Origin of the sequence: Nocardiopsis sp. NPDC049922 (genome assembly GCF_040660275.1) — a bacterium.
In the GTDB taxonomy this organism is placed as follows: domain Bacteria; phylum Actinomycetota; class Actinomycetes; order Streptosporangiales; family Streptosporangiaceae; genus Nocardiopsis.
Genome location: NZ_JBFAME010000031.1, coordinates 1 through 23,555, shown reverse-complemented (window position 1 = coordinate 23,555; position 23,555 = coordinate 1). Strand labels below are relative to the sequence as shown.

Here is a 23,555-nt window from a genome sequence, read left to right as displayed (position 1 = left end):
CGTGGAAGGCGTCTGCGTTTCCGCTTTGTTGTGTCTTTACTTTATCAGGTGTTCCGTGTCCCGCCAAATCGGCGGCTTCCGGATCAACCGAACGGAGTAAAACGCCCGTTCTGCCCCGTTCCTCCCAATGGACTGAATCGTCCATTCGGAATTCCGAAGCGGCTTCCCGATTCTATCCGCACCGAGCGCATGCTCAGTCCAGTCAGACCGGGAAAGGGGTGGATGTGCCGGCACGCCCGCGGAGTTACACGCGTTCGCCTCGCTCGGCTCGAATCCGTCGTTCCTGGCGACCTTGGGCCGTTCGGAAGCGACTCGGAGAACACTACCCCCGGACGCGCGGTCCGGCAAACCAAAATTCGCGTGTCGTGGGTCACAATCCCTGAGCGTGGACGCACCACCGACCACATTCGCCCCGGGAGCGTTCAGTCGAACCCCACGTCCGCCCTCAGTTCAACAGGGTGCCCTCGCCGGTTCCCGGCGCCGCGTACAACCACTCCACGTCGAGCTCGACCGCCGCGACGGTCGCGGGGGAGTACGACACGAGGGCCTCGTTCCCCACGAAGCCCGCCGCCAGCTGCGCGATCGTCGGGTTGTGTCCCACGACCAGCAGCGTGCGGACATCCGGGTCGACGTAGTTCACCATCTCCAGGAGCGCGTCCACCCCCGCCGAGTACGCGGCCTCGCTGTACTCGATCTCCGGTGCCGTCTCCGGTTCCATCGCGCCCAGGACACCGTCCAGGGTCTGCCGTGTGCGGAGCGCCGCCGAGCAGATCACGTGGTCCGGCTCGTAGCCCCGTTTCGCGAGAAGCCGCCCGACCTTCTCCGCCTGGTGCCGACCCTTGTCGTTGAGCGCGCGGTCGAAGTCCGCCCCCGCCTGCCCGTGCTCGGCCTTGGCGTGTCGCATGAGGAGCAGTGTGCGGCTCATTGGGCCACCACCGTCGCGAGCACGGCCAGCCCGCCGATGAAGGCGACCATGATGCCCACGATCGTCGCCAACCCCTTCATTCCCGTCACCAGGAGCCCTCCCCACCTGTCGCGGCCTCCCGGACTCTCTCCGCCCGGGCTCTCGCGTCCGATACGCGCGACCGGCTCGTGAGGGAGTCCGGGTCCCGCGGTTCCAGGTTAGGTCCGCTCGCGCGACGTGGCCGCCCGGGCTCCCCCGGACGGCCACGTCCTCACTCGTCTCGTGCGTCCCACCCGTCCGACGGAGTTCCCCCGCACCGGACGGCCGAGCCGCTACGCCTTGCTGTCTCCGGCGTGGGCCTCCTCCTTGCGGTCGGTCGCGGTGGCGCCGGGGCCGCCCCCCTCGGAGTCGCCCTCGCCCTCCGTGGTCTCACCGTCCGAGGACACGGCGTCGCCGCCGCCGACCTCGGGGGCGTCCTTCGGCGCGGCCTCGCCGCCGGGCTTGGCCAGGTCCGTCTCGGTCCCGGAGCCGCGGTTCTTCGACCACAGCACCGCGCCGACGAGCAGGCCCACGGCGACCACCGTCACGCCGACGCGCAGCGCGACGTTGTCCGCGTAGATCACCACGGTCGGCGCCACGATCAGCGCCACCAGGTTCATCACCTTCAGCAGCGGGTTGATCGCCGGTCCCGCCGTGTCCTTGAACGGGTCGCCGACCGTGTCACCGATGACCGTGGCCGCGTGCGCCTCCGACCCCTTTCCGCCGTGGTGACCGTCCTCGACGAGCTTCTTCGCGTTGTCCCACGCGCCGCCGGAGTTGGCGAGGAACACCGCCATGAGCACGCCGGCCGCGATGGCGCCGCCCAGGAAGGCGCCGAGCGGCGCGTACCCGAGCGCGAATCCGACGGCGATCGGCGCGGACACCGCCAGCAGCCCGGGCGTGACCAGTTCCCGCAGCGAGTCCTTCGTGCAGATGTCGACGACCCGCGCGTACTCCGGCTTCTCGGAGCCGTCCATGATCCCGGGGCGGGTCCGGAACTGGTCCCGCACCTCCAGCACCACGCGGCCCGCGGCCCGGCCGACCGCCATGATGGCCAGGCCGGAGAAGAAGAACACGACGCTCGCGCCGATGACGACGCCGACGAGCACGTCGGGCCGGTCCAGGGACAGGGAGAAGGCGTCCGCGTTCTCACCCGCCCGGAGGAGCTGCTCCTGCACCGAGGTGCGGAAGGCCCCGAACAGCGCGGTCGCGGCCAGGACGGCGGTCGCGATCGCGATGCCCTTGGTGATCGCCTTGGTCGTGTTGCCCACCGCGTCGAGCCCGGTGAGGACCTCCGCGCCCTTGCCCTGCACGTCACCGGACATCTCGGCGATGCCCTGGGCGTTGTCGGAGACCGGCCCGAAGGTGTCCATCGCGACGATGATGCCGACGGTGGTGAGCAGACCCGTGCCCGCGAGCGCGACGGCGAACAGGCTCAGCGTGATCGATCCGCCTCCGAGAAGGAAGGCGGCGTAGACGGCCCCGGCGATGAGGAGGGCGGAGTAGACGGCCGACTCCAGGCCGACCGAGACGCCCGACAGGATGACGGTCGCCGCGCCGGTCTCCGAGCTGTCGCCGATCTCCCGCACCGGGCGCCGGTCGGTCTCGGTGAAGTAGCCGGTGAGCAGCTGGATGGCGGCCGCGAGGACGAGGCCGATGAGGACCGCGACGACGGCGACGATCCTCGGGTCGGGGTCGGTCCCGGCGGCGGCGATCTCCTCGACGACGGTCGGGCTGACACCGGACAGTCCGTCGACGCTGCTGGGCAGGTACCAGAACGCGGTGGCGACGACCAGGACGGCGGAGATCCCGGCGGAGACGAAGAAGCCCCGGTTGATCGCCGACATCGCCGTCCTGTCCCGGGTGCGGGGCGCGACGATGAAGATGCCGATGATCGCGGTGAGCACGCCGATCATCGGGACCAGCAGCGGGAACACCAGGCCCTCGGTGCCGAACGCCACCCGGCCGAGGATGAGCGAGGCGACGAGCACCACGGCGTAGGACTCGAACAGGTCGGCGGCCATGCCCGCGCAGTCACCCACGTTGTCCCCGACGTTGTCGGCGATGGTGGCGGCGTTGCGCGGGTCGTCCTCCGGGATGCCCTGCTCGACCTTGCCGACGAGATCGGCGCCGACGTCGGCGGCCTTGGTGAAGATGCCGCCGCCGACACGCATGAACATGGCCAGGAGCGCGGCTCCGAAGCCGAAGCCCTCCAGGACGATCGGCGCGTCGCCCCGGTAGAGGAGGACGACGGTCGCGGCGCCGAACAGGCCGAGTCCGACGGTGATCATGCCCGCGACGCCGCCGGTCCGGAAGGCGATGCGCATCGCCGACCGGCTGGCCGCCTCGTCACCGCCGCGCGCGGCCGCCGCGACGCGCACGTTGCCGCGCACCGCCAGCCACATGCCGATGAAGCCGGTGGTCGCCGACAGCAGGGCGCCCAGGGCGAAGAAGAGGGAGCGGCCGACCCTGATCTCCAGGGTCTCCGCGGGGAGCAGCAGCAGGAGGAGGGGGATCGCGACGACGAAGACCGCGAGGGTTCGGAACTGCCGTTTGAGGTAGGCCGCCGCTCCTTCCTGAACGGCGACCGCGATGTTCTGCATTCGCTCGGTGCCCTGCCCGGCGGCGAGGACCTCACGCACCAGCATCCCCGCGACGGCGAGCGCCAGGAGCGCCACCACCATGACGACGATGACGAGTGTGAAGTCGCTGCCTTCCAAAGCTAGGGCCATGCCGCCTTCGGCGGCGAGGTTGAGCCCAGACAATCCGTCCTCCTTGAGACGGGCACGACCATTTCGGCCCCGTTCACGCCACGCACGGAACGGTTCACCTCTGGGGCGTCGGTCCCGCGCGAGGCCATGGACGTACCGCCGTCCGGAGGGAGCCTGAGCTGGCCCGACGACACGCTTTTCGGGGTCGAAGCGGTGCCATCCTTATGTGTGATGCGCACCGCCCGCGCCACGAGTTCACGGGCGGTGATCCGGGGATTCTACGCACGACACCGAATAAAGGTGAGTGCCGATTCGGCTTTTCCCCAGGAGGAGTCAAAGATGTGACCACATGGTGATCTGAGGATGGGGATAAATAACTTTATCCACGACATTTGGAATTTATGCTGTCGCATAATGCTTGAACACGATGTTAACGTTAAAGCGTGCACTCGACCTTATATGAGCACGAGCGACCCGAAGCAGGACTGAGCGCGACAAAGAGCGCATCCACCCATCAATCCGGAACGGGCACCCCCAGTCTCAGGGGCATCGGCCAGCGCTCTGGTCTACTTCTTGCGCAGGCGCATCCCGGACGGGTCGATCCCGTCGCCGGGCAGGGCACGGCCCTCGTCGAGAGCATCGGCCAGCGCGCGGGCGAAGGCGGCCACTCCGACCACGTCGACGCCGTGCGGCGCGTCCGGTCCGAACTCCGCCACCCGGTCCGCGCCCCGCCGCAGCAGGCGCGCGGCCCCGACCGTGTTGCCGCGCTGCGCGTGGGTGACGCCCACCGCCGTCTGCGCGAGCCCGCGCCACAGCTCGCGTTCGGGTCCGGGCACGGACTTCCACACGGCCTCGAGGACCTCGTGGGCGGTGAAAGCGTACCCCTCGTCGAGCAACCGCTGGGCCGTTTCCAGCCCTTCCTCCACGGTGAACTCCGCGTCGTCGGGGACCCGCTCGACCTCGCCCGCGCTGCCGTGCGGCAGGGGACGCCCGTAACGGTCGCGCGGACGCTGGTTCTGCGCGCGCCCCTCCTCGTCGCGGTCCCGGCCGCCCTCGGCTCCGGTCAGGGGAGTCGCCATCACTGCCTCACCACCCTCATCGTTCCCGTGCCGCCGTCGCCCGACCCCCCAGCCACTCCACGAGGACCCGGGAGACCTCCTCCGGCCGCTCCTCGTGCGGGAAGTGTCCGGCGCCGGGGATCCCCCTCCAACGGTAGGGCCCCGACACCAGGCCGCGTGCGGCACGGGCGGCCTCGGCCGGGCAGACCGGGTCGACGGAACCGTGGACCTGGAGGACCGGCACGGTCACCGGCCGCCGCATCCTGGTGTTGTACCGGGCGCCGTCCAGCCGCCACCGCGACCGGAAGATCCAGCGGTGGTACTCCAGCGAACAGTGGGAGACCTTGGGGATGGAGAAGGCCAGCCGGTAGCGCCGCTCGGTCTCCTCGTCCGGCCAGCCGGGGGCGCTCCACGCGCGGAGCAGCTCGCCGACGCGGACGCAGCCGTCCGTCAGGAGCCGGTGTTCGGGAAGGATCGGCAGCTGGGCGCGGAGCAGGTGCCGCACGCCCGGTCCCAGCGAGGCCACGATCCGCCCCGTGCGCAGAGGGTGGGGCGCGGCGACCACGGCCAGCGCCCGGACGTGGCCGGGGTGGAAGGCGGTCATGGTCCATCCCACGAGCCCGCCCACACCGTGCCCGACGACGACGGCGTCCGCCGCGCCGAGTGCGCGGACCAGTCCCGCCGCGTCCTGGGCGAGGGTGACGAGATCGTACCCGCGCGGGGTCTTGTCGCTGGCCCCGTAGCCGCGCAGGTCGACCGCGACGGCGCGGTACCCGGCGTCGGCGACCGCGGTCACCTGGTCACGCCAGGCCCACCAGAACTGGGGGAACCCGTGGAGGAACAGGACGAGCGGCCCGTCGCCCGCCTCGGCGACGTGGAACCGCGCCCCCGCCGCGCCGACCGTGCGGTGCCGCCAGGGGCCGTCGACGTAGGCGACGGAGTCGTCCAACACCGCGGGTCGGGCTACTTCCCGGGCGCGGTCTCGCCGGCGACGGCCACGGCCCCGTCGTCGTCCCTGGGCGGCCGGATCTCGCGGCGCAGGATGCTGACGAGCCGGGAAGTGGTGAAGGCGGTACGGGCCAGCCCCTGGCGCCTGCGCAGGTTGGCGATGGCGATGAGCGCGAAGACGGCCGCGACCAGCAGGTAGAAGAGCGTGACGATGCCGAAGGAGGCCCACGCGGCCAGACCGAGCTCCATCAGGCCGAGGGCGATGGTGACCGAGAGGAGGATCGCGACCAGGTGGAGGAACACCCCGGCCGCGAGGAACTCGCCGACGCTCTTGCCGATGCGCGTGGCGTCGGCCTTGGCTTCGAGTTTGGCGAGTCTGATCTCCAGGCGCACCAGCCGGGAGAGGTTGTCGGTGGCGTCGGAGACCAGCTCACCGATGGATCGGTCGGTGCCGCTGGATGCGCCAGGTTGGCCGCCACCCGGCTTGTCCACCATCGTGGGGGGTCCCTTCTCTCGGTCCGTACTCGTGGATGATCCTCCGCATCCTCGCACATGACCGACCGCCCATGTCTCTCACGGCACGCAAAACGACGCGCTCGCCTTCGCTCACACGGGTGAGCCGGAGCGGTGTCCCGAACCCCCCGGGGCTCTGCGGCGCCGCTCCGGCTCGCGCCGGTTCCGAAGTGTGCGGGTCGTCCGCTCCGGTCAGTCGCCCTTGGGCGCCGTCGGCAGCTGCCTGGCGATCACGTCCATGATCGAGGAGTCCGTGAGCGTGGAGGTGTCGCCCACCGCGCGGTTCTCGGCGATGTCGCGCAGCAGGCGGCGCATGATCTTGCCGGACCGCGTCTTGGGCAGCTCCGGGACGGCCAGCAGCCTGGCGGGCTTGGCGATCGGGCCGAGCGAGGCGCCGACGTGGTCGCGCAGCTCCTTGACGAGCTCGTCCGGGACCTCCTCGGCGCCGCCGCGCAGGATGACGAACCCGACGATCGCCTGGCCGGTCACCTTGTCCGCGGCGCCGACGACCGCCGCCTCCGCCACCTTCGGGTGGGAGACCAGCGCGGACTCCACCTCGGTGGTGGAGATGTTGTGGCCGGAGACCAGCATGACGTCGTCCACCCGGCCGAGCAGCCACAGGTCGCCGTCCTCGTCCTTCTTCGCGCCGTCGCCGGGGAAGTAGAGGCCCTCGAAGCGGGACCAGTAGGTGTCCTTGTAGCGCTCGGGGTCGCCCCAGATGCCGCGGAGCATGGCCGGCCAGGGCTCGCGGATCACGATGAAGCCGCCCTCGCCGTCGGGCACCGAGTCGCCCGCCTCGTCCACGACGTCGGCGACGATGCCGGGCAGGGCGCGCATGGCGGCGCCGGGCTTGCCGGAGGTCACACCGGGCAGGGGGCTGACCATGATCGCGCCGGTCTCGGTCTGCCACCAGGTGTCGACGACCGGGGTGGTGCCGCCGCCGATGTGCTCGCGGTACCAGACGTAGGCCTCGGGGTTGATCGGCTCGCCCACCGAGCCGATGACGCGCAGGCTCGAGAGGTCGAACTTGGCGGGGATCTCGTCGCCCCACTTCATGAAGGTGCGGATCGCCGTGGGCGCCATGTAGGCGATGGTGACCTTGTACTTCTCGATGATCTCCCAGAAGCGGCCGCGGTGCGGGGTGTCCGGGGTGCCCTCGTACATCACGATGGTCGCCGCGTTGGAGAGCGGGCCGTAGACGATGTAGGAGTGGCCGGTCACCCAGCCGATGTCGGCGGCGCACCAGAAGACGTCCGTGTCGGCCTTGAGGTCGAACACCGCCCAGTGGGTGTAGGACGCCTGGGTGAGGTAGCCGCCGGTGGTGTGCAGGATGCCCTTGGGCTTGGCCGTGGTACCGCTGGTGTACATGATGTACAGGGGGTCCTCGGCGTCGTGCGCCTCGGGCGTGTGCTCGGTGCTCGCGGCCTCGACGGTCTCGTGCCACCACACGTCGCGGTCGGTCCACTCGACGTCCTGGCCGGTGCGACGGACGACGAGGACGTTCTCGACCGCCGGGCGGTCGGCGACGGCGGCGTCGACGGCGGGCTTGAGCGCGCTGGCCTTGCCGCGGCGGTAACCGCCGTCGGCGGTGACGACGAGCTTGGCCTGGCTGTCGTCGAGACGCTGGCCGAGGGCGTCCACGGAGAACCCGCCGAAGACCACCATGTGGACCGCGCCGATGCGGGCGCACGCGAGCATGGCCACGACGGTCTCGGGGATCATCGGCATGTAGATGGCCACGCGGTCGCCCTTGCGGACACCGAGCTCGGTCATCGCGTTGGCGGCCTGGCAGACCATGTCCTTGAGCTGGGCGTAGGTGATGGTGCGGGTGTCACCGGGCTCACCCTCCCAGTGGTAGGCGACACGGTCGCCCAGACCGGCGGCCACGTGCCGGTCCACACAGTTGACGGAGGCGTTGATTCCGCCACCGACGAACCACTTCGCGAACGGCGGGTTCCATTCCAGGACCGTGTCCCAGGGACGCTCCCACTGGAGCCTGCGCGCCTGCTCCTCCCAGAACCCCAGACGGTCCTCGGCCGCGGCGGCGTAGGCGTCGGCCGTCACGTTGGCCTGGGCGGCGAGGTCGGCCGGCGGCGGGAAGCTGCGTGTCTCGTGGAGAAGGTTGGACAGTGTCTCCTGGCTCGGGGGAGTGCTGTCGGCCACTGTGATTCTCCTTACGTCGGTGGTTCACACCCAATTAATCATGTGGTCCATACCACTGGAACCATCGGGGCGGAATCCAGCGGCGGGCACCGTGGGGCGCGCGGCGAACGGTCGCCGAACGGTCGCCGCGACGCGACGAGCGGTCGCGCCGAGGTGCTGGGTCGGAAGTGGGCGCACGGTGTTACCGGCGCGTAGTGTTGGTGATCGTGAGCGAATCGACTTCCGCCTCCCTGTCCGACCCGCTGAAGCGGATCGCCGAACTGCCGGGCGTGGCCGACGCCGTCGAGGAGACGCGCACCCTGGTCGACCGTCTGCTGGGGCACCGCATCCTGCGTCGGCGCAGCGGCGACGTGTCCCTGGAGTCCTCCCTGCGGGGCGCCTGCGCGTCGGCGGCGCTGGAGGGCGCCGAGGTCTCGATGGACGAGATCCGCGCCGGGCACGTGTACGACACCCGGATCAAGGGCGCGCTACGCGTCTCCGGCGAGCTGGGCTCCCTCGTGGACACCTGGCCCAAGGCTCCGCGCCAGGCGTTGGCGCGTCTGCACACGCTGGCCGCGGCGGACGCGGTCGCCGAGGAGGCGCTGGGGCGGCCCCGGCTGCCCGGGGAACGGGTCGAGGATCCGTTGGAGGTCGGTCCCGCCCCCGATCCGCGGGAGGCGCTGGCGCGGATGGAGGGGCTGTACTCGCTCCTGGGCGCGCGTTCGTCCGTGCCCGCGCTGGTGACGTCGGCGCTGGTGCACGGCGAGCTGATGGCGATCCGCCCGTTCGGTTGGGGCGACGGCCTGGTCGCCCGCGCCGCCGAGCGGTTGACGCTGGTCGAGCGGGGGCTGGACCCGAAGTCGCTGGTCCCCTCCGAGCTGGGGCACCAGGTGCTGCGTGACGAGTACGGTCCGGCACTTCGCGGATACATGACGGGAACCCCCGAGGGCGTGGCGGAGTGGATCGTCTACTGCTGCCGCGCCGTGCGCGCGGGCGCACAGGACTCCCTCGCCACGTGTGAGGCGCTCAAACGCGGTTGACCGGGGCCGTGAACGGCGGACGGACAACCGAAACACCGCGAGTTCACGGAGCCGTTCATTTACCGACCAGCGGTCGGCACGCCCCTCTCACTTCGGTCACGCCTGGTCTTGGCCGACTGTTTCCGGATTGCCTCACGCGCATGCGCACACACGCCGGACGGCGCCCCGGTTCCTCTCCCGGGGCGCCGTCTCCGGCGCGTTCCACCGGGTTAGCAAGCATCCATTTACCTAGTCTGACCAGCCCATTCATCCCCAGGTCCGGCCTAGACAGCCCTTACCGGGCCGAGTGGCGCGTGGGTTCCCGGCTCCCGCGTCGGGGTGGATCTCCGCCACCAACTGCTTTCTTTCTACGTCTCGGCTCATCCTCCGAAAAGACGGTTGACCCAACTTTTTCGGTTCGATTCCCGAACCGATACTCAGGGTGACGTGGTAACGTCGTTCCCGGCGTTCGACGATGGACCGTCTCACCCCACATCGGCCAAACGAGCAAACTCCCCCGGGCCGGGTTCTGGCGCATTCCGCGCCCCGTCGGGGTGGTCGTACCTCCGAGAACGGGTACGTTTCCAGGCCTTCGGTGGTCGTGGGGGCAGTGTCTCCACGGACCCTCCCGGTGAGCGGACCCGGTCCTACCCCCCCAGGACCGGTCCAGAGGAGACGGCTCCCCTCTCCCCTTGCGGGGGCCGTCACCGCGTCCGCTCCACTCGCCTGTCGGGCAGGGATGCGTGTTCGCCCCCCGTACACGCATCCCTCCCGTCAGGTGTGGGGCTGAGTTGTCCACAGATCCCGAATCGGGCCTACCGCGCCGCTCCTCCTTGCGCGATGGTCGAGATGACACCCCTCGACCTCCGGAGACGTCATGGCCGCTCGACCCCTCCCGTTGCTGCTCACCGACGACCCCGCCCTGCTCGACGACCTCCTCCGGCTGGCCGCGGCCGCCTCCGTGGAGGTCACCGTCGCACGCTCGGCGGACCGGGCTCCGCGCCCGTGGTCGCGCGCTCCGCTGGTCGTCGTCGGCGCCGACCTGGCCCGCGCGGACACGCCGCCGCACCCGCGAGCCGTGACCGTGACACGGGAGCCCGGGCCCGGAGGGTCCGGCGGGGCCGCCGGGACCGGTCCGTGGGAGGCGACCGGAGGCGGCCCGGGCGGCGACACCCCCGATCACGCCCGACCGCTCCTGCGTCTGCCGGAGGACGAACCGGCGCTCGTGGATCTGCTCTCCGACGCCGCCGCGCGGGGTGATCCTCCGGCGCCCACGGTGGCGGTCATGGGCGGGCGGGGCGGAGCCGGGGCCAGCCTCACGGCGGTGGCCATCGCTCTGGCCGGAGCGCGCGTCGGCCGGGACACCGCGCTCCTGGACGCCGATCCGCTCGGCTGCGGACCGGACGTCTACCTGGGCTGCGACCTCGATGCCCCCGTCGATCCCGATCGCCGCACCAGCTGGGACGACCTCCTCCGACGCGACGGTCGGGTGACCTGGCGCGACCTGCGCGCCGGACTGCCCGGAACCCGTGGTGTGTCGGTGCTGACCTGGGCCCGCGGTCCCGGCTCGGCCGACCACGAACCGCTGCCGCCCCACACGGCCAGCGCGGCCCTGGACTCCGCCCGGAGCGGCACGGGGCTGGTCGTGGTCGACCTCCCGCGCTCCCCCGCTCCCGCCACCACCGCGTTCCTCAACCGTGCCGACCGCGCCTACCTCGTGGTTCCGGCCGACGTGCCCTCGGTCGTGGCCGCGACCCGGGTGGTCCCCCGGCTGCGGGCCGAGGCACCGGGGACGGGCGTGGTCGTGGTCGGCGCCGGCGGGGAACTCTCGGCGGACGTCGTCGCGCGGACGCTGGGGCTGCCCCTCGCCGCCGACCTGCCCCGTGAACCGGGGCTCGCCCGCCTCCTCGCCGCCGGTCGGGCACCCGCCCGGAACCGCAGGTCACCACTGGCCCGGTTCGCGGACCGGGTGGTGTCCGAACTGCCCACACCGGAGCGTGTCCGGTGAGCGCCCTCCTGGAAGCCGTCCGCGACCGCCTGGTCGAGTCCGGCGATCCGGTGAGCCCGGCGAGTGTCGCGGCGGCGCTGCGCGCGGAGGGCGGCGTGCTGGGCGACACGGAGCTGCTGTCGCTGACCCGGCGGCTCGCGGCGGAGCTGTCCGGCGCGGGCCCGCTCGAGGAGCTGATGAGCTCGGGGGTCACCGACATCCTCGTCAACGGCCCGGACGAGGTGTGGATCGACGACGGAGACGGCCTGCGGCGGGCCGGGGTCCGCTTCGAGTCGGCCGAGGAGGTGCGGCGGCTCGCCCAACGGCTGGCCGCCCAGGCGGGGCGGAGACTGGACGCGGCCGTTCCCTACACCGACGCGCACCTCCCTTCAGGAGCACGGCTGCACGCGGTGCTGCCGCCCGTGGCGCCGGAGGGGGCGTGCGTGTCCCTGCGGCTCCCGCCGCGGCGGGTGTTCGGCCTGGACCGGCTGATCGAGCGCGGAACGCTGACCCCCCGCGGGGCCGCGCTCCTGCGCGCCCTGGTGTCCACGCGTGCCCCGGTCCTGGTCAGCGGCGGAACGGGGACGGGCAAGACCACACTCCTGTCCTGCCTCCTCTCACTCGTGAGCCGGGCGGAACGCCTGGTCCTGGCGGAGGACTCCCCAGAACTGCGCCCCGAGCACCCGCACGTGGTCCGGCTCCTGACGCGTCCGGCCAACATCGAGGGCAGCGGCGAGGTTCCGCTCTCCGTGCTGGTGCGGCAGGCGCTGCGGATGCGCCCGGACCGCCTGGTGGTCGGTGAGGTGCGCGGGCCGGAGGTCGTGGCGCTCCTGGCGGCCATGAACACCGGTCACGACGGGGGCATGAGCAGTCTGCACGCCAACGGCGCCGAGGACGTTCCGGCCAGGATCGAGGCGTTGGGCTGCGCCGCCGGGCTCAGCCGCGACGCGGTGCACAGCCAACTGGCCGCCACCCGCGCGCTCGTGGTCCACCTCGTCCGGGACTGCGGGGTCCGGCGGTTCGCCGAGCTCCGGATACTGCGCCGGGGAGACGACGGGCTGGTGAGCGCCGTGCCCGCCGTCGCCTTCGCGCCGGACGGCACCTGCCGGGAGTTCCCCCGCGTGGCGGAGCTGGTCGATCGGGTGGGCGAGGGGTGGCGGAGCACATGACCGTCCTGCTGGTCTGCCTGGTCTCACTGGTGCTGCTGAGCCTGCCGCCCGGGGCGAACCGGGTCCGCCTGGCCCACCTGTGCCCGCCGCCGGGCACGGTGCGGGCCGAGGCCGGGCGGACGGAGCCGCGCGAGGCCGGACGCCGGGAGGCGCCGTGGTCGCGTGCGGTGACACCCGGGGCGTCGCGGCTGGACGAGGGACCCCTCGGGGGCGCGGTCCGACGGTGGTTCCCGACCGTGGCGCACCGCCGTGGGGGAGCCCGGCGCCGCCGCGCGGTGATCGTCCTCTGCCGGGTCCTGGCCACCGAACTGCGTGCGGGACAGCCACCCGACGAAGCGCTGCTCGTGTCCGTGGCGGAGGCGGGTCCCCCGGTGGAGGGGGTCGTCGACGCCCACTCGATGCGCGCCACCGCCGAGGGCGACCCCGATCTGTGGGCGCTGGCCTACCTGGCGGTGTGCTGGGAGGTGTCCGCCGAGACCGGCGCCGGGCTGGCGGAGATCGTGGACGCCCTGGCCGCGGAGTTGACGGACCACGAGGAGCGGCGGGCCGAGATCGCGGCCAGGACCGCCGGGCCGCGCACCACGGCGCTCGTGTTGGGCGGCCTGCCCCTCGTGGGGGTGCTGATGTCGGTCGGGCTGGGCGGATCCCCGTTGGAGTTCCTGTTCACCACGCCACTCGGCGCCGCCTGCCTCGTGGGCGGGGTGACCCTCGACCTGCTCGGGACCTGGTGGACGTCACGCATGGTGCGCCGTGCCGTGGGCTCGGCCGGGGGCCAGGCGAGGGAGCCGCCCGGGGCGGGTGACCGCAAGCGGACGCGGAGGACGGTCAAGGTAGTCGGGTGAGAGGCAGGGGTCGGGTGTTCGCGTTGATCACGGTGGTCTTCGGAACCGCAGCTGTGTGGGTCCTGATGGGCGGTGACCGGGCCCGTCGCATCGAAGGGGCGCGCCCACGTCGGGTCCGCCCGAGGTTGCGGTTCCACGCCGCTACCTCACCCTGGGTCCCCTGGGAGCGCCCACCTCGGATCCGTCCGAGGACGCGGTTCCGCCCAACGGCGCTGGTCCTGGCCGGTGTGCTGGGGGTGGTCGCGGCGGTCGCGGTCTTCGGGCCCGTGGGCGGTGTCGTGGCGGCGGTGGTCTGCGTGGGGGCGTGGGTCCGCGGCCGTCGCGCCCGGGGCCGAAGCACGGCTCTGCCGGTGACGGCCGACCTCCCCGTGGTGGTCGGCCTGCTCGCCGCCGGGGTCCGCGCCGGAGGGACGGTGCCGGCCTGCCTGGCCGCGGTGGCGCGCTCGACGCGGGGCAGGCTGGGTGAGGAGTTGACCGTGGTCGCGCACCGGCTCCGCCTGGGCGCCGACCCCGCCACCGCGTGGCGAAACCCAGCCCTGCCGGAGCCGTTGGTCGCCGTCGGCCGTGACCTCGCGCGCGCGGCCGACACGGGCGCCCCTGTCGCTGACCTGTTGGACCGGCACGTGGCGGACCTGCGGCGGGCACTGCGTGCGCAGGCTCTGGCCCGCATGGAGCGCCTCGGGGTACTGGTGGTGGCTCCACTGGCGTTGTGCTTCCTCCCCGCCTTCGTGCTGATCGGCATCGTCCCCATGGCCGCGGAACTGCTGACCGGCGCGCTCGGTACCTGAGGGCTTCCCGGTCACCCCGGTGGTGGCGCCCCCTCGACGTGCTCGAACAGCACGTCCGCCGCGACCGCGTACGGTGCCGCGAGCAACACCGCGTCCGGCCCGGGCTCACCGCCCGCCGAGGGCGTCCGCCATGTTCCCGGCGCCGATGACCCCGATCCTCATCCCGACCACGTCCCGGTCGTCGGTTCCGCCATCGGATCGAGGACGAGACCAGGAAGCCGCTCAGGCACCATCCGGTAACCGACGGCCGCTCCCCGCTTCCCCCGATCGAGACGCTCGGGGTCTGCGCGTTCGACCACGCTGACCAGGTGATGGCCGCCCAGGAAGGGAGCGCGTCGACCGGTCAGCGCCGACGGCCCCCGGAACGGCCTACCGCGATCAGGTCTCGTCCTCGCACAGCCCGTCGATGATGTCGTCGAGGACGAGTGTGCGGTCGCGCACGGACATCAGGGTGAGTTCCTTGAGCGCGGGGCGCGTGTCGACCCTGGTCCCACGTGCGCCCTCCACCACGCACACCCGCATGCAGTGCTGGGTGGTGGGCTGCCAGAAGTCGCGCTGGTCGATGGGCGCGATGCTGTAGACCGTGGCCGGGTACCGCTGCGGCCTGCTCGGGGAGTACCACCGCTGGACCCGGGCGAGCACGAAACCGGTGATGAGGGAGTCGAACACCCCGCCCTCCGCGAGGTCGGCCACCGCCTCGCGGTTGCCCTCGGTACAGCACTCGGCGCAGCAGGCCAGCTCCGCCCGCAGCAGCCACCGGGCACGTGCGTGACTCACCTCGGAGTTCTTGAGCTTGCTCGGGTGTCGGTGTCCCATACGTCAGCAGGGTACGGCGGATCCGTGGCCGGTCCGGCGCGGGACCGCACGGTGACGGGCCGGTCGAGCACGGCCGAGCGGACCGACACCAGCACCTCGACGGTGAGCCCGGTGACGGCGCACGCGTCGAGCGAGCCGCCGTTGGCCTCGGCGGTGGAACGTCCCAGGGCGCAGGCGGCCTCCGTTCCGTGGACCGCCTCGGTGGCCGCCGCCAGGGCGGCGAGATCGGCGGCGGTGGCGGCCCGGTCGCGGTCGAGCCGTACGGCGGCCGTGTGGAGGACGGCGAGGGTGGCCAGCACGAGCAGCGCGCACAGACCCACCGTCCAGACGGCGGCGGAGCCGGTGTCGGAGTCGACGTACACGGTCACACCCCCGGTTCCAGGGGAACGGCCGCGGTCCCGGACACCTCGATCGGCGGCGCCGCCCCCGGACCCCACCGGAGTTCGGCCCGGACGGTCACGCGTGCCATCCCGGCCTCCTCCGTGAGGTGGACGTCAGCGGTTGCGGGGGCAGCGGAGAGCGCGAGCTCGCGCACCCTCGCGTCGGTCTCCCCCCGGGCCAGGGCACGGGCGCCCACCCGCGCGGCGTCGGCACAGGACAGGTGGGCGGCGGCCACCGTGACGCCGCCGAGCAGGACGGCCAGGACGAGCAGCAGCGACGGCAGGACCATGGCGGTCTCCACGGTGACCGAGCCCCGGTCAGACACCGGAGCTCAGCGCGTCCACGACGAGGTCGGTCAGAACCCCGTTCACCGTGTCACTGGTGAGGATGGCGTACAGGACACCGGCGAACGCGACCGCGGAGACCGTGCACAGAGCGTACTCGGCCGTGGTCATCCCGTGGTCGTCGGTGGGTGCGAGCAGTGCGGCGAACAGGCGCGTGACAACAGGCATAGGACCTCCCGGAGCGGGGATCGACGGAGCGTCATCCCTCTCTCACCAGGGTCCGCCGCCGGGCGGTCGCGCGAAAGGCCCGTCCACAGCCTGTGGACAACCGCCCGCCCCGCGGGCGCGGCGTCATCCACAGGCTGTGGACGGGATCGGCCCCCGCCCTCACCCACGCACTCAGCCCTCCGCCCCCGCCGCCGAACCGAGCCCCGCCCCGGCTGACGAGCTCACCCCTCCGCGCCCGCCGGCGGACTCGGTGCCTCCGCCCCCGCCAGGACCTCGTCCAGCAGCCGCAGGGCCCCGGACTTGCTCAGCGGCTCGTTCCCGGTCCCGCACTTGGGCGACTGGATGCACGACGGACACCCCTGGTCGCACTCGCAGTCGGCGATCACGTCGCGGGTCGCGGCGAGCCACTGGCGCGCCGCCGCGAAACCGCGCTCGGCGAAGCCCGCACCGCCCTGGTACCCGTCGTAGACGAAGACCGTCAGCCGCCCCGTGTCGGTGTGCACCGCCGTGGACACCCCGCCGATGTCCGACCGGTCGCAGGTGGCCAGCAGCGGCAGCAGTCCGATCGACGCGTGCTCCGCCGCGTGCGCCGCGCCCAGGAGCCCCACGTCCGCGTCGCGCAGCCGGTCCTCCCCCTCACGCGGCAGCGTCCACCACACGGCACGGGTGTGCAGCGTCCGCTCCGGCAGGTCCAGGGGCTGCTCACCCAGGACCGACCCCGTCCGCACGTCCCGCTTGAGGAAGCCCACCACCTGCCGGACCACCTCGACCTCCCCGAAGTACACGGTCGCCCCGCTCGGCCAGGTCTCCCGTCTCCGGACCGAGGTGACCGTGATGTCCGTCGTGTCCCTCGCCCAGGTGCTGTACGGCGGCTCGGCCCCGTGCACGAGGGCCACGCCCTCCTCCAGGTCGAGGTCGTCGACGAGGAACGTCGACCCCTGGTGCAGGTACACCGCCCCGGGGTGCACCATGCCGTGCGCCGCCGCCTCGTCGATCTCCCCGAGCAGCTGCCCGCTACCCGTGTCGACGATCTGCACGGGCGGCCCGCCCGCCCCACGGATATCGGCCAGGTCACTTGCGCGTTCGTTACTCGTCCAGAACCAGCCTCTCGGGCGCCTCCTCAACATTTTTCCGTCGACGAGTTCGCCGAGCAGCTCCTCCGTCGTCGCGCCGAACAGGTCGAAGTCGTCCGGCGTGACCGGCAGCTCCTGAGCGGCCGCACACAGGTGTGGACCGAGGATGTGGGGGTTTTCCGGATCAAGGACGGTCGCCTCTACGGACTGACCGAAAATGGCCTTCGGGTGGTGGGCGAGGTAGGTGTCCAGCGGGTCGTCGCGGGCGATGAACACCGCCAGCGCCTCCACGCCGCGCCGCCCCGCGCGCCCCGCCTGCTGCCACAGCGAGGCCAGCGTCCCCGGCCACCCGGCGATGAGCACCGCGTCCAGACCGCTGATGTCCACCCCGAGTTCGAGGGCGTTGGTGGTGGCCAGGCCGAGGATCCTCCCCGTGCGCAGCGACTCCTCCAACTCCCTGCGTTCCGCGGCGAGGTAGCCGCCCCGGTAGGCGGCCACGCGCGCGGCGAGGTCGTGCTCACCCCTCTCGGACAGCAGCCGCTGAGTGGTCAGCGCGACGACCTCGGCCCCCTGCCGCGACCGCACGAACACGAGCGTGCGGACGCCGTCCCGCACCAGGTCGGCGAGCATCTCCGCGGCCTGCGACGAGGCGGTCCTGCGCACCGGAGCGCCGTGCTCGCCCGTCAGGTCGGTCAACTCCGGCTCGACCAGCGCCACGGACATCCCCGCGCGCGGTGAACCGTCCTCCGTGACCGCCGTGACCGGCACCCCCGTCAACCGGCTCGCGCTCTCGGCGGGGCTCCCCGACGTGGCCGAGGCCAGCACGAACACCGGCGCGGAGCGGTACCGGCCGCAGATCCGGCGCAGCCGCCGGAGGATCAGCGCCACGTGCGATCCGAACACGCCCCGGTAGCGGTGCGCCTCGTCGATCACCACGTAGCGCAGCCTGCGCAGGACGCGCGCCCACGCCCCGTGGCGGGGCAGGAGGCCGTGGTGCAGCATGTCCGGATTGGTCAGCACGTAGTTGGCGTGCTCACGCACCCAGGAGCGCTCCTCGGGCGACGTGTCGCCGTCGTAGACGGCCGCGCGCACGTCCGGAAGACCGAGGTCCGATATCCACCGCAGCTGGTCCTGGGCCAGCGCCTTGGTCGGGGAGAGATACAGCACCGTCCCGCCCGCGTCAATCGCGTCCACCGCGGGCATAAGGAAGGCAAGTGACTTTCCCGAGGCGGTACCCGTGGCTATGATCACATCACTGCCCGAGCGTGCGAGGTCGGCGGCCGCGGCCTGGTGGGACCACGGACCCGTGATCCCCCGCTCCGCGAGGCGTTCGACGAGGTGGGGCGTGGTCCACCCTGGCCAGTCCCCACTCACCCCGTCGCCCGGGGCCACATGCTCGATATGGGTCACCCGCGGGTACCGGGTATCGTCACGCCACACACCGGGGAGCATGGGCTCCGATCGCCTCATCCGAGACCCCTCCTCACTGGACACGTTCCCGACCCACGATCGTCCCGACGAGGGTTGCGACACCGACCGACATCGGTTTCAGTGTGGCATCCGGGGGAAGAGTGGCGCGGTGTCACCGTTTTTCTGCGCATCGCAGGAAGACGCACTCTGTACCCGTGGTTGAATGCGTGCTGGTGGGGTAACGCCCGGCAGAGACCATTCGCGTTATACGCGGTTCGGCGCTGGAGGACTAGTGGACCTGAAGCTTGATCATTACACCGAGGGCGACACCGAGATCGTCGTCGTTGAGGGTGAGATCGATGTCTATACCGCGCCCCGGCTCCGCGAGCTGCTGATCGACCTGGTCAACAAGGGCAACTTCCACCTCGTGGTCAACATGGAGAAGGTGGAGTTCCTGGACTCGACCGGCCTCGGCGTGCTCGTGGGCGGGCTCAAGCGCGTCCGCGCCCACGACGGGACGCTCGACCTGGTCTGCACCCAGGAGCGCATCCTCAAGATCTTCCGGATCACCGGCCTGACCAAGGTGTTCGGCATCCACGACTCGGTGCAGAAGGCCATCGACAAGCGTTCCTCGAAGTAGCCCAGAGCGAGCGATGGCAACCATCACGCTCACGATCAGCGCGCTTCCGGCCCACGTGCGGACGGCGCGGCTCATGGCCGCGACCGTCGCACGGCGGGCCGGTATCGCCGCGACGGCGATCGACGAGATCAGGCTGGCGGTCGGTGAGGCGTGTTCCCGGGCGGTGGCCGCGCACAAGCTGCACTGCCCGACACAGCCGATCCTGCTCCAGCTGATCGACGGCGCCGACGCCGAGTCGGCGCCGGAGGCCGACGGCCGCGCGTCGGCCCGGACGCCGCGCGTCAACGGGACCCCCGCGCAGCGCTTCGAGGTCGTCGTCTCCGACCGCGCCCCGGCCAAGGACGCGCACGAGTCGACCGACCGCCCCCTGCTCGACGGACTCTTCCTCGACGGAGACGACACCCCGCCCGGCGGGATCTCCGGGTTCTCCCCGGGGCTGGGTCTGGCGGTGATCACCGGCCTCGCGGACGAGGTGCGGATCGACCCCTCCGACCAGGGCACGATCGTACGGATGAGCTGGCCGTTGGCGGCCGAGCGGTCACCCGACCCCAGCTCCAACTAGGGCGTGTGCCGTGGATGCTGCCCGTCGCGAGCGGCGTATCCAGTGCGGCTCTCGCAAGGCCGAAGAAGGAGTAAGGGTGGGGTCCTTTCGACTGATGAGAACGCGGCGAGAGTTGTGCTGGGGCGTCGCGCAGCAGGGCAAGTGTCCGCGGCACACGCCCTAGGTCACCGGACTCACGGGGGCGCCTCCTGACGGGGGCGCCCCCGGTCGTTTCCGTGCCGGGGCCGCACGGGCGCGCCGCGGGCGTCCGCCGGGCCGGCGCGTCAGTCGCACACCTGCGACGAGACCTCCTCCGTCGCCTCCAGGCCCGCGCTCGCGTTCTGCGCGACCTCGTCGGCGGTGAGCACGTACCCCGTCTCGTCCTCGTTGGTCGCGGCGGCGAACACCACCCCGTAGACGGTGCCGTCCGGCGCCAGCAGCGGCCCGCCGGAGTTGCCCGGGCGCACCACGGCACGCACCTGGTAGATCTCCCGGCTCACCTGTTGCGAGTGGTAGAAGTCCGGACCCTGCGCCGTCTGGCGGGCCCTCACACGCGCTGGGACGGCCGTGAAGCCGCTGTTGCGCGGGAACCCGGCCACGACCGCGTCGTCGCCCTGATCGGCCGCTCCGTTGAACTCCAGCGGCTCCAGGTCCAATCCGGGGACGTCGAGGACGGCCAGATCCTGCTGTGCGTCGAAGAGCACCAGCGTCGCGTCCAGCTGGTGCCCGTCCCTCGTGACCACGCGCAGGTCCTCCGTGACCCCGGCGACCACGTGGGCGTTGGTCATGACCCGGTCCTCGCCGTACACGAAGCCGGTCCCCTCGACCCGGCGCTGGCAGGCGGGGGCCGTCCCCAGCACCTTGACCACGCTGCGGCTGGACGCGATCAGCTCGGGGGTGGTGAGCACGTCGGGGTCCGGCGGCTCCACCTCGGCCAGCTCACCGGTGCCCAGACCGCTGAACACCTGGGGGAAGTCGCTCTGGTCGACGATCCGCCGGAAGGTCGCGAACCCGCCCTGCGCGGACTCCGGCATCACGGCGTCGACCGACTGGAGGACACGGGAGTCCCGCACCTGGTCCGCCACGAACGGCAGCGCGGAGTTGGCGACCGTGCTCCCGATGAACCACGCCACCAGCAGCACGGACAGTCCGCTGACCACGGCCCCGCCCATGGCGTCCACGACCCGCGCCGAGTCCCACGTGACCCGGTTGCGCACCAGGGTTCCCAGGTAGGACAGCAGGAACTGACCGAGCGCGGCGGCCAGGAACACCACCGCGATCGCCACCAGCGCCTGTCGACCGGGGTCGGCCACCCATTCCTGGATGTGGCTCGGGGTGGTCAGCGCGGCCAGGACACCGCCGCCGATGAACCCCGAGAAGCTGAAGACACCGACGATGAAGCCCTGCCGGTAGCCCGTCACGGCGAACAGCAGCAGCAGGACGATCAGGACGACGTCGAGCACGGTCCCCTCCCCTCCAGTGTGTGCGCTACCCGACCGGGCGCAGGCCGTGCGGGGTCGCTTCGAACATGTCGGTAAGACCCTCGCGGCGCCACGGAAGTTCCCAACCGCCCAGGGTGAGCAGGCTGTCCACGATCGCTCCGGTGAATCCCCACACGAGCATGCCGTCGACGCGGAAGCCCGGACCCCAGCGCCGGCCCTCGCCGTAACGCACCTCCACCCGGTTCTCGGGATCGGCCAGGTGGGCGACCGGCACGCGCGAGACCGCGGCGACCTCGGCGATGTCCACCGGGCGCACCTCGCAGGGTTCGCGCCACCACGCCAGGACGGGGGCGACGCGGAAGTCGCTGTAGCTCAGGTAGAGCTCGGGCAGGCGGCCGACGACGTCGATGCCGTCGGGTTCGGCGCCCGTCTCCTCCGCGGCCTCGCGCAGCGCGGCGGCCTCGGGTGAGGGGTCCGACGACTCGATCCGGCCGCCCGGGAAGGCGGGCTGCCCGGCGTGTCTGCGCAGGCCGTCGTTGCGCTGGATCAGCAGCAGGTCCGGCCCCTCGGCCCCCTCACCGAACAGGATGAGGACCGCGGACTCGCGCCCGCCGGATTCCGGAGGGCGCATGGGCCGCGGCACGGGCATCGTCCTGGCCGCGTCCGCGAGCGCGGTGAGCCAGTTCGGCGTCGAGTTCATGGAGCACACCTGTTCCAGGGCCGGGAGGACCGTCGTGTGAATGGGGCTGACCGGGCCGACCGACCCAGGGCGGGGAGTGTGCGGTCACTCACCCGATCAGGGTACAAACAGCCGACCGGCGCCCACAGGGGTCACAACGCGTCAGGCGAACGAACGCATCCGCAGCAGCTTGGTGGCCGTCTTCTCGTCCGTGGGACCCTCGCCGTAGGAGGGGCACCAGTGCGCCAGCCCGCAGGCGCCGCAGGCGGGCCTGCGCGCGTGGCAGACGCGGCGCCCGTGCCACACCACGCGGTGGGACAGCATGGTCCAGTCCTTGCTCGGGAAGAGCTCGCCGATCGCGTGCTCGACCTTCACCGGATCCTGCTCGTCGGTCCACCCGAAGCGGCGGACGAGCCGCCCGAAGTGCGTGTCCACGGTGATTCCAGGCACATCGAAGGCGTTACCGAGCAGTACGTTTGCCGTCTTCCTGCCTACACCGGGTAGTTTGACCAGATCCGTGAGGTTCCCCGGAACCTCACCGCCGTGTCGTTCACACAGCGCCTGTCCCAGCCCGATGAGGCTGTTGGCCTTGGCCCGGAAGAAGCCGGTCGAACGGATCATCTCCTCCAACTCCTCGCGCCGGGCCGACGCGTACGCCTCGGCGTCGGGGTAGCGCGCGAAGAGGGCGGGGGTGACCTGGTTGACCCGCTTGTCGGTGCACTGGGCGGACAGGATCGTCGCGACCAGGAGTTCGAGGGGGGTCGTGAAGTTCAGTTCGCAGTGCGCGTCCGGGTACAGCTCGACGAGTTCGCGGTACATCCTGCGGGCACGGCGCACCAACGCGAGCCGGCTCTCCCCGGTCGGGGTGCTCGGCGCGGCTGTGCTGTCTGCTGTCTCACGGGGCATCGTCACAGGGTAGGCGCCCGACGGTTCCGCCGTCGGCGCCCTCGGGCGGGAAGGGACGGTCCTTGGAGGGATCCGCTGACACGATGCCCCAGTGACCGAGATTATGTAACCAATGTCCGATGACACGGCGCGGACCGCCCTGATACGGGCCGATGCGGACTAAGATCTCTTGGGCTGACGTCGGCTGTTGTGGGCACGTGGTCTCCCGGCGGACAAGCCGAGGTAACGACCTGGTTTCACACCCGGGTGCGATATACGTCACACTGTTGGCGGTCAGGTTTTAGGAGGACGTGTGGTGGACGAGATCAACGAGGTACTGCGGAAGGCTCCTCTGTTCGAGGCCCTGGACGAGGAGGACACGGCCGGACTCCGCGCCTCGGTCAACGAGGTACGTCTCGGCCGCGGGCAGACCCTGTTCAGCGAGGGCGACGAGGGCGACCGGCTCTACGTGATCCTCAGCGGGAAGGTGAAGCTGACCCGCACGGCCGTGGACGGCCGCGAGAACCTGCTCGGCGTGCTCGGCCCGAGCGAGATGTTCGGTGAGCTGTCGCTCTTCGACCCGCGTCCGCGCACCGCGAGCGCCGTCGCCGTCACCGACTCCGTGCTCGCCGGCCTGGGCCACGACGACCTGCGCCCCTTCCTGTCCAGCCGCCCGCACGTGTCGCTCCAGCTGCTCAAGTCGCTGGCCGCCCGCCTGCGCCGCACCAACGACGTGATGGCCGACCTGGTCTTCACCGACGTGCCCGGCCGCGTCGCGAAGGCGCTGCTGGAGCTCGCCGACAAGTTCGGCAAGGAGGGCGAGGACGGCCTGCACGTCCACCACGACCTCACCCAGGAGGAGCTCGCCCAGCTGGTCGGCGCCTCCCGCGAGACCGTGAACAAGGCCCTGGCCGAGTTCGCCCTGCGCGGCTGGCTGCGGATCGAGGCCAAGGCCGTCGTCCTGCTGGACGTCGAGCGCATGCGCCGCCGCGCCCGCTAGGTGTACTGACACGGCCGTGGCGCGGGCCGCGCCCGGGGGGCGGGGGGGGGGGGCCC

General features: G+C 71.8%; 22 protein-coding genes. 8 read left to right on the top strand and 14 right to left on the bottom strand.

Going from position 1 to position 23,555, the window contains the following annotated elements; translation table 11 throughout:
• Positions 1-445: 445 nt before the first annotated feature.
• The 6 genes from AB0I72_RS27295 to acs all read right to left on the bottom strand — a co-directional run bounded on the left by AB0I72_RS27295 (position 446) and on the right by acs (position 8,336).
• Positions 446-925, bottom strand: coding sequence for a histidine phosphatase family protein (locus AB0I72_RS27295; RefSeq protein ID WP_358573681.1), 480 nt, complete (start codon positions 923-925; stop codon positions 446-448).
• Positions 926-1,236: 311 nt separating this feature from the next.
• On the bottom strand, positions 1,237-3,675 hold the full coding sequence (locus AB0I72_RS27290) for a sodium-translocating pyrophosphatase (protein WP_358573689.1): 2,439 nt from the start codon (positions 3,673-3,675) through the stop codon (positions 1,237-1,239).
• Between the two features lie 545 nt (positions 3,676-4,220).
• The gene (locus tag AB0I72_RS27285) at positions 4,221-4,733 is read right to left on the bottom strand and encodes a DUF309 domain-containing protein (protein WP_358573678.1); all 513 of its coding nucleotides are present in this window, start codon (positions 4,731-4,733) and stop codon (positions 4,221-4,223) included.
• Between the two features lie 16 nt (positions 4,734-4,749).
• Entirely contained in the window at positions 4,750-5,664 is a 915-nt protein-coding gene (locus AB0I72_RS27280) for an alpha/beta hydrolase (RefSeq protein WP_358573676.1), read from the bottom strand.
• An 11-nt stretch (positions 5,665-5,675) separates the two neighbouring features.
• Positions 5,676-6,155 (bottom strand): phage holin family protein, encoded by a 480-nt coding sequence (locus AB0I72_RS27275; protein ID WP_358573674.1) that lies wholly within the window; start codon positions 6,153-6,155, stop codon positions 5,676-5,678.
• Positions 6,156-6,365: 210 nt separating this feature from the next.
• A complete protein-coding gene (acs, locus tag AB0I72_RS27270; RefSeq protein ID WP_358573672.1) occupies positions 6,366-8,336 on the bottom strand; it encodes an acetate--CoA ligase in 1,971 nt (656 codons plus the stop codon).
• A 206-nt stretch (positions 8,337-8,542) separates the two neighbouring features.
• On the opposite strand from acs, the gene AB0I72_RS27265 reads away from it, so the two are divergent.
• The 5 genes from AB0I72_RS27265 to AB0I72_RS27245 all read left to right on the top strand — a co-directional run bounded on the left by AB0I72_RS27265 (position 8,543) and on the right by AB0I72_RS27245 (position 14,120).
• Complete coding sequence (locus tag AB0I72_RS27265) at positions 8,543-9,355, top strand: oxidoreductase (RefSeq protein WP_358573670.1); 813 nt, start codon at positions 8,543-8,545, stop codon at positions 9,353-9,355.
• Between the two features lie 856 nt (positions 9,356-10,211).
• On the top strand, positions 10,212-11,342 hold the full coding sequence (gene ssd, locus AB0I72_RS27260) for a septum site-determining protein Ssd (RefSeq protein ID WP_358573667.1): 1,131 nt from the start codon (positions 10,212-10,214) through the stop codon (positions 11,340-11,342).
• Positions 11,339-12,490 (top strand): TadA family conjugal transfer-associated ATPase, encoded by a 1,152-nt coding sequence (locus tag AB0I72_RS27255; RefSeq protein WP_358573664.1) that lies wholly within the window; start codon positions 11,339-11,341, stop codon positions 12,488-12,490. Before ssd ends, AB0I72_RS27255 begins: the two co-directional genes overlap by 4 nt.
• Positions 12,487-13,332 (top strand): type II secretion system F family protein, encoded by an 846-nt coding sequence (locus tag AB0I72_RS27250; protein WP_358573662.1) that lies wholly within the window; start codon positions 12,487-12,489, stop codon positions 13,330-13,332. The genes AB0I72_RS27255 and AB0I72_RS27250 overlap by 4 nt, the downstream gene beginning before the upstream one ends.
• 65 nt (positions 13,333-13,397) lie before the next feature.
• A complete protein-coding gene (locus AB0I72_RS27245) occupies positions 13,398-14,120 on the top strand; it encodes a type II secretion system F family protein (protein ID WP_358573686.1) in 723 nt (240 codons plus the stop codon).
• Between the two features lie 378 nt (positions 14,121-14,498).
• On the opposite strand, the gene AB0I72_RS27240 is transcribed toward AB0I72_RS27245, so the two are convergent.
• The 5 genes from AB0I72_RS27240 to AB0I72_RS27220 form a co-directional block, all read right to left on the bottom strand.
• Positions 14,499-14,936, bottom strand: coding sequence for a hypothetical protein (locus AB0I72_RS27240; RefSeq protein ID WP_358573660.1), 438 nt, complete (start codon positions 14,934-14,936; stop codon positions 14,499-14,501).
• Entirely contained in the window at positions 14,894-15,304 is a 411-nt protein-coding gene (locus AB0I72_RS27235; RefSeq protein WP_358573657.1) for an Rv3654c family TadE-like protein, read from the bottom strand. The genes AB0I72_RS27240 and AB0I72_RS27235 overlap by 43 nt, the downstream gene beginning before the upstream one ends.
• Positions 15,301-15,642, bottom strand: coding sequence for a TadE family type IV pilus minor pilin (locus AB0I72_RS27230; RefSeq protein WP_358573655.1), 342 nt, complete (start codon positions 15,640-15,642; stop codon positions 15,301-15,303). Before AB0I72_RS27230 ends, AB0I72_RS27235 begins: the two co-directional genes overlap by 4 nt.
• Complete coding sequence (locus AB0I72_RS27225; protein ID WP_358573653.1) at positions 15,635-15,829, bottom strand: DUF4244 domain-containing protein; 195 nt, start codon at positions 15,827-15,829, stop codon at positions 15,635-15,637. The genes AB0I72_RS27230 and AB0I72_RS27225 overlap by 8 nt, the downstream gene beginning before the upstream one ends.
• A gap of 221 nt (positions 15,830-16,050) precedes the next feature.
• Positions 16,051-18,372: a DEAD/DEAH box helicase gene (locus AB0I72_RS27220; protein ID WP_358573650.1), complete on the bottom strand. Its 2,322-nt coding sequence runs from the start codon at positions 18,370-18,372 to the stop codon at positions 16,051-16,053.
• Positions 18,373-18,604: 232 nt separating this feature from the next.
• Between AB0I72_RS27220 and AB0I72_RS27215 the strand changes: the two genes are divergently transcribed.
• Both AB0I72_RS27215 and AB0I72_RS27210 read left to right on the top strand, forming a co-directional pair.
• Positions 18,605-18,952, top strand: a complete 348-nt coding sequence (locus AB0I72_RS27215) for an STAS domain-containing protein (protein WP_075925278.1) — start codon at positions 18,605-18,607, stop codon at positions 18,950-18,952.
• Between the two features lie 13 nt (positions 18,953-18,965).
• Positions 18,966-19,514 carry an ATP-binding protein gene (locus AB0I72_RS27210; protein ID WP_358573647.1) on the top strand — a complete coding sequence of 183 codons (549 nt, stop codon included), beginning with the start codon at positions 18,966-18,968 and terminating at the stop codon, positions 19,512-19,514.
• Between the two features lie 263 nt (positions 19,515-19,777).
• Here AB0I72_RS27210 and AB0I72_RS27205 read toward each other — a convergent pair whose 3' ends face one another.
• The 3 genes from AB0I72_RS27205 to nth all read right to left on the bottom strand — a co-directional run bounded on the left by AB0I72_RS27205 (position 19,778) and on the right by nth (position 22,520).
• The gene (locus tag AB0I72_RS27205; protein ID WP_358573645.1) at positions 19,778-20,956 is read right to left on the bottom strand and encodes a MarP family serine protease; all 1,179 of its coding nucleotides are present in this window, start codon (positions 20,954-20,956) and stop codon (positions 19,778-19,780) included.
• Positions 20,957-20,981: 25 nt separating this feature from the next.
• Entirely contained in the window at positions 20,982-21,635 is a 654-nt protein-coding gene (locus AB0I72_RS27200) for a CoA pyrophosphatase (RefSeq protein ID WP_358573643.1), read from the bottom strand.
• 141 nt (positions 21,636-21,776) lie between these two features.
• Complete coding sequence (gene nth / locus AB0I72_RS27195; protein WP_358573641.1) at positions 21,777-22,520, bottom strand: endonuclease III; 744 nt, start codon at positions 22,518-22,520, stop codon at positions 21,777-21,779.
• A gap of 343 nt (positions 22,521-22,863) precedes the next feature.
• Between nth and AB0I72_RS27190 the strand changes: the two genes are divergently transcribed.
• Entirely contained in the window at positions 22,864-23,499 is a 636-nt protein-coding gene (locus AB0I72_RS27190) for a Crp/Fnr family transcriptional regulator (protein WP_358573684.1), read from the top strand.
• The last annotated feature ends 56 nt before the right edge of the window (positions 23,500-23,555 follow it).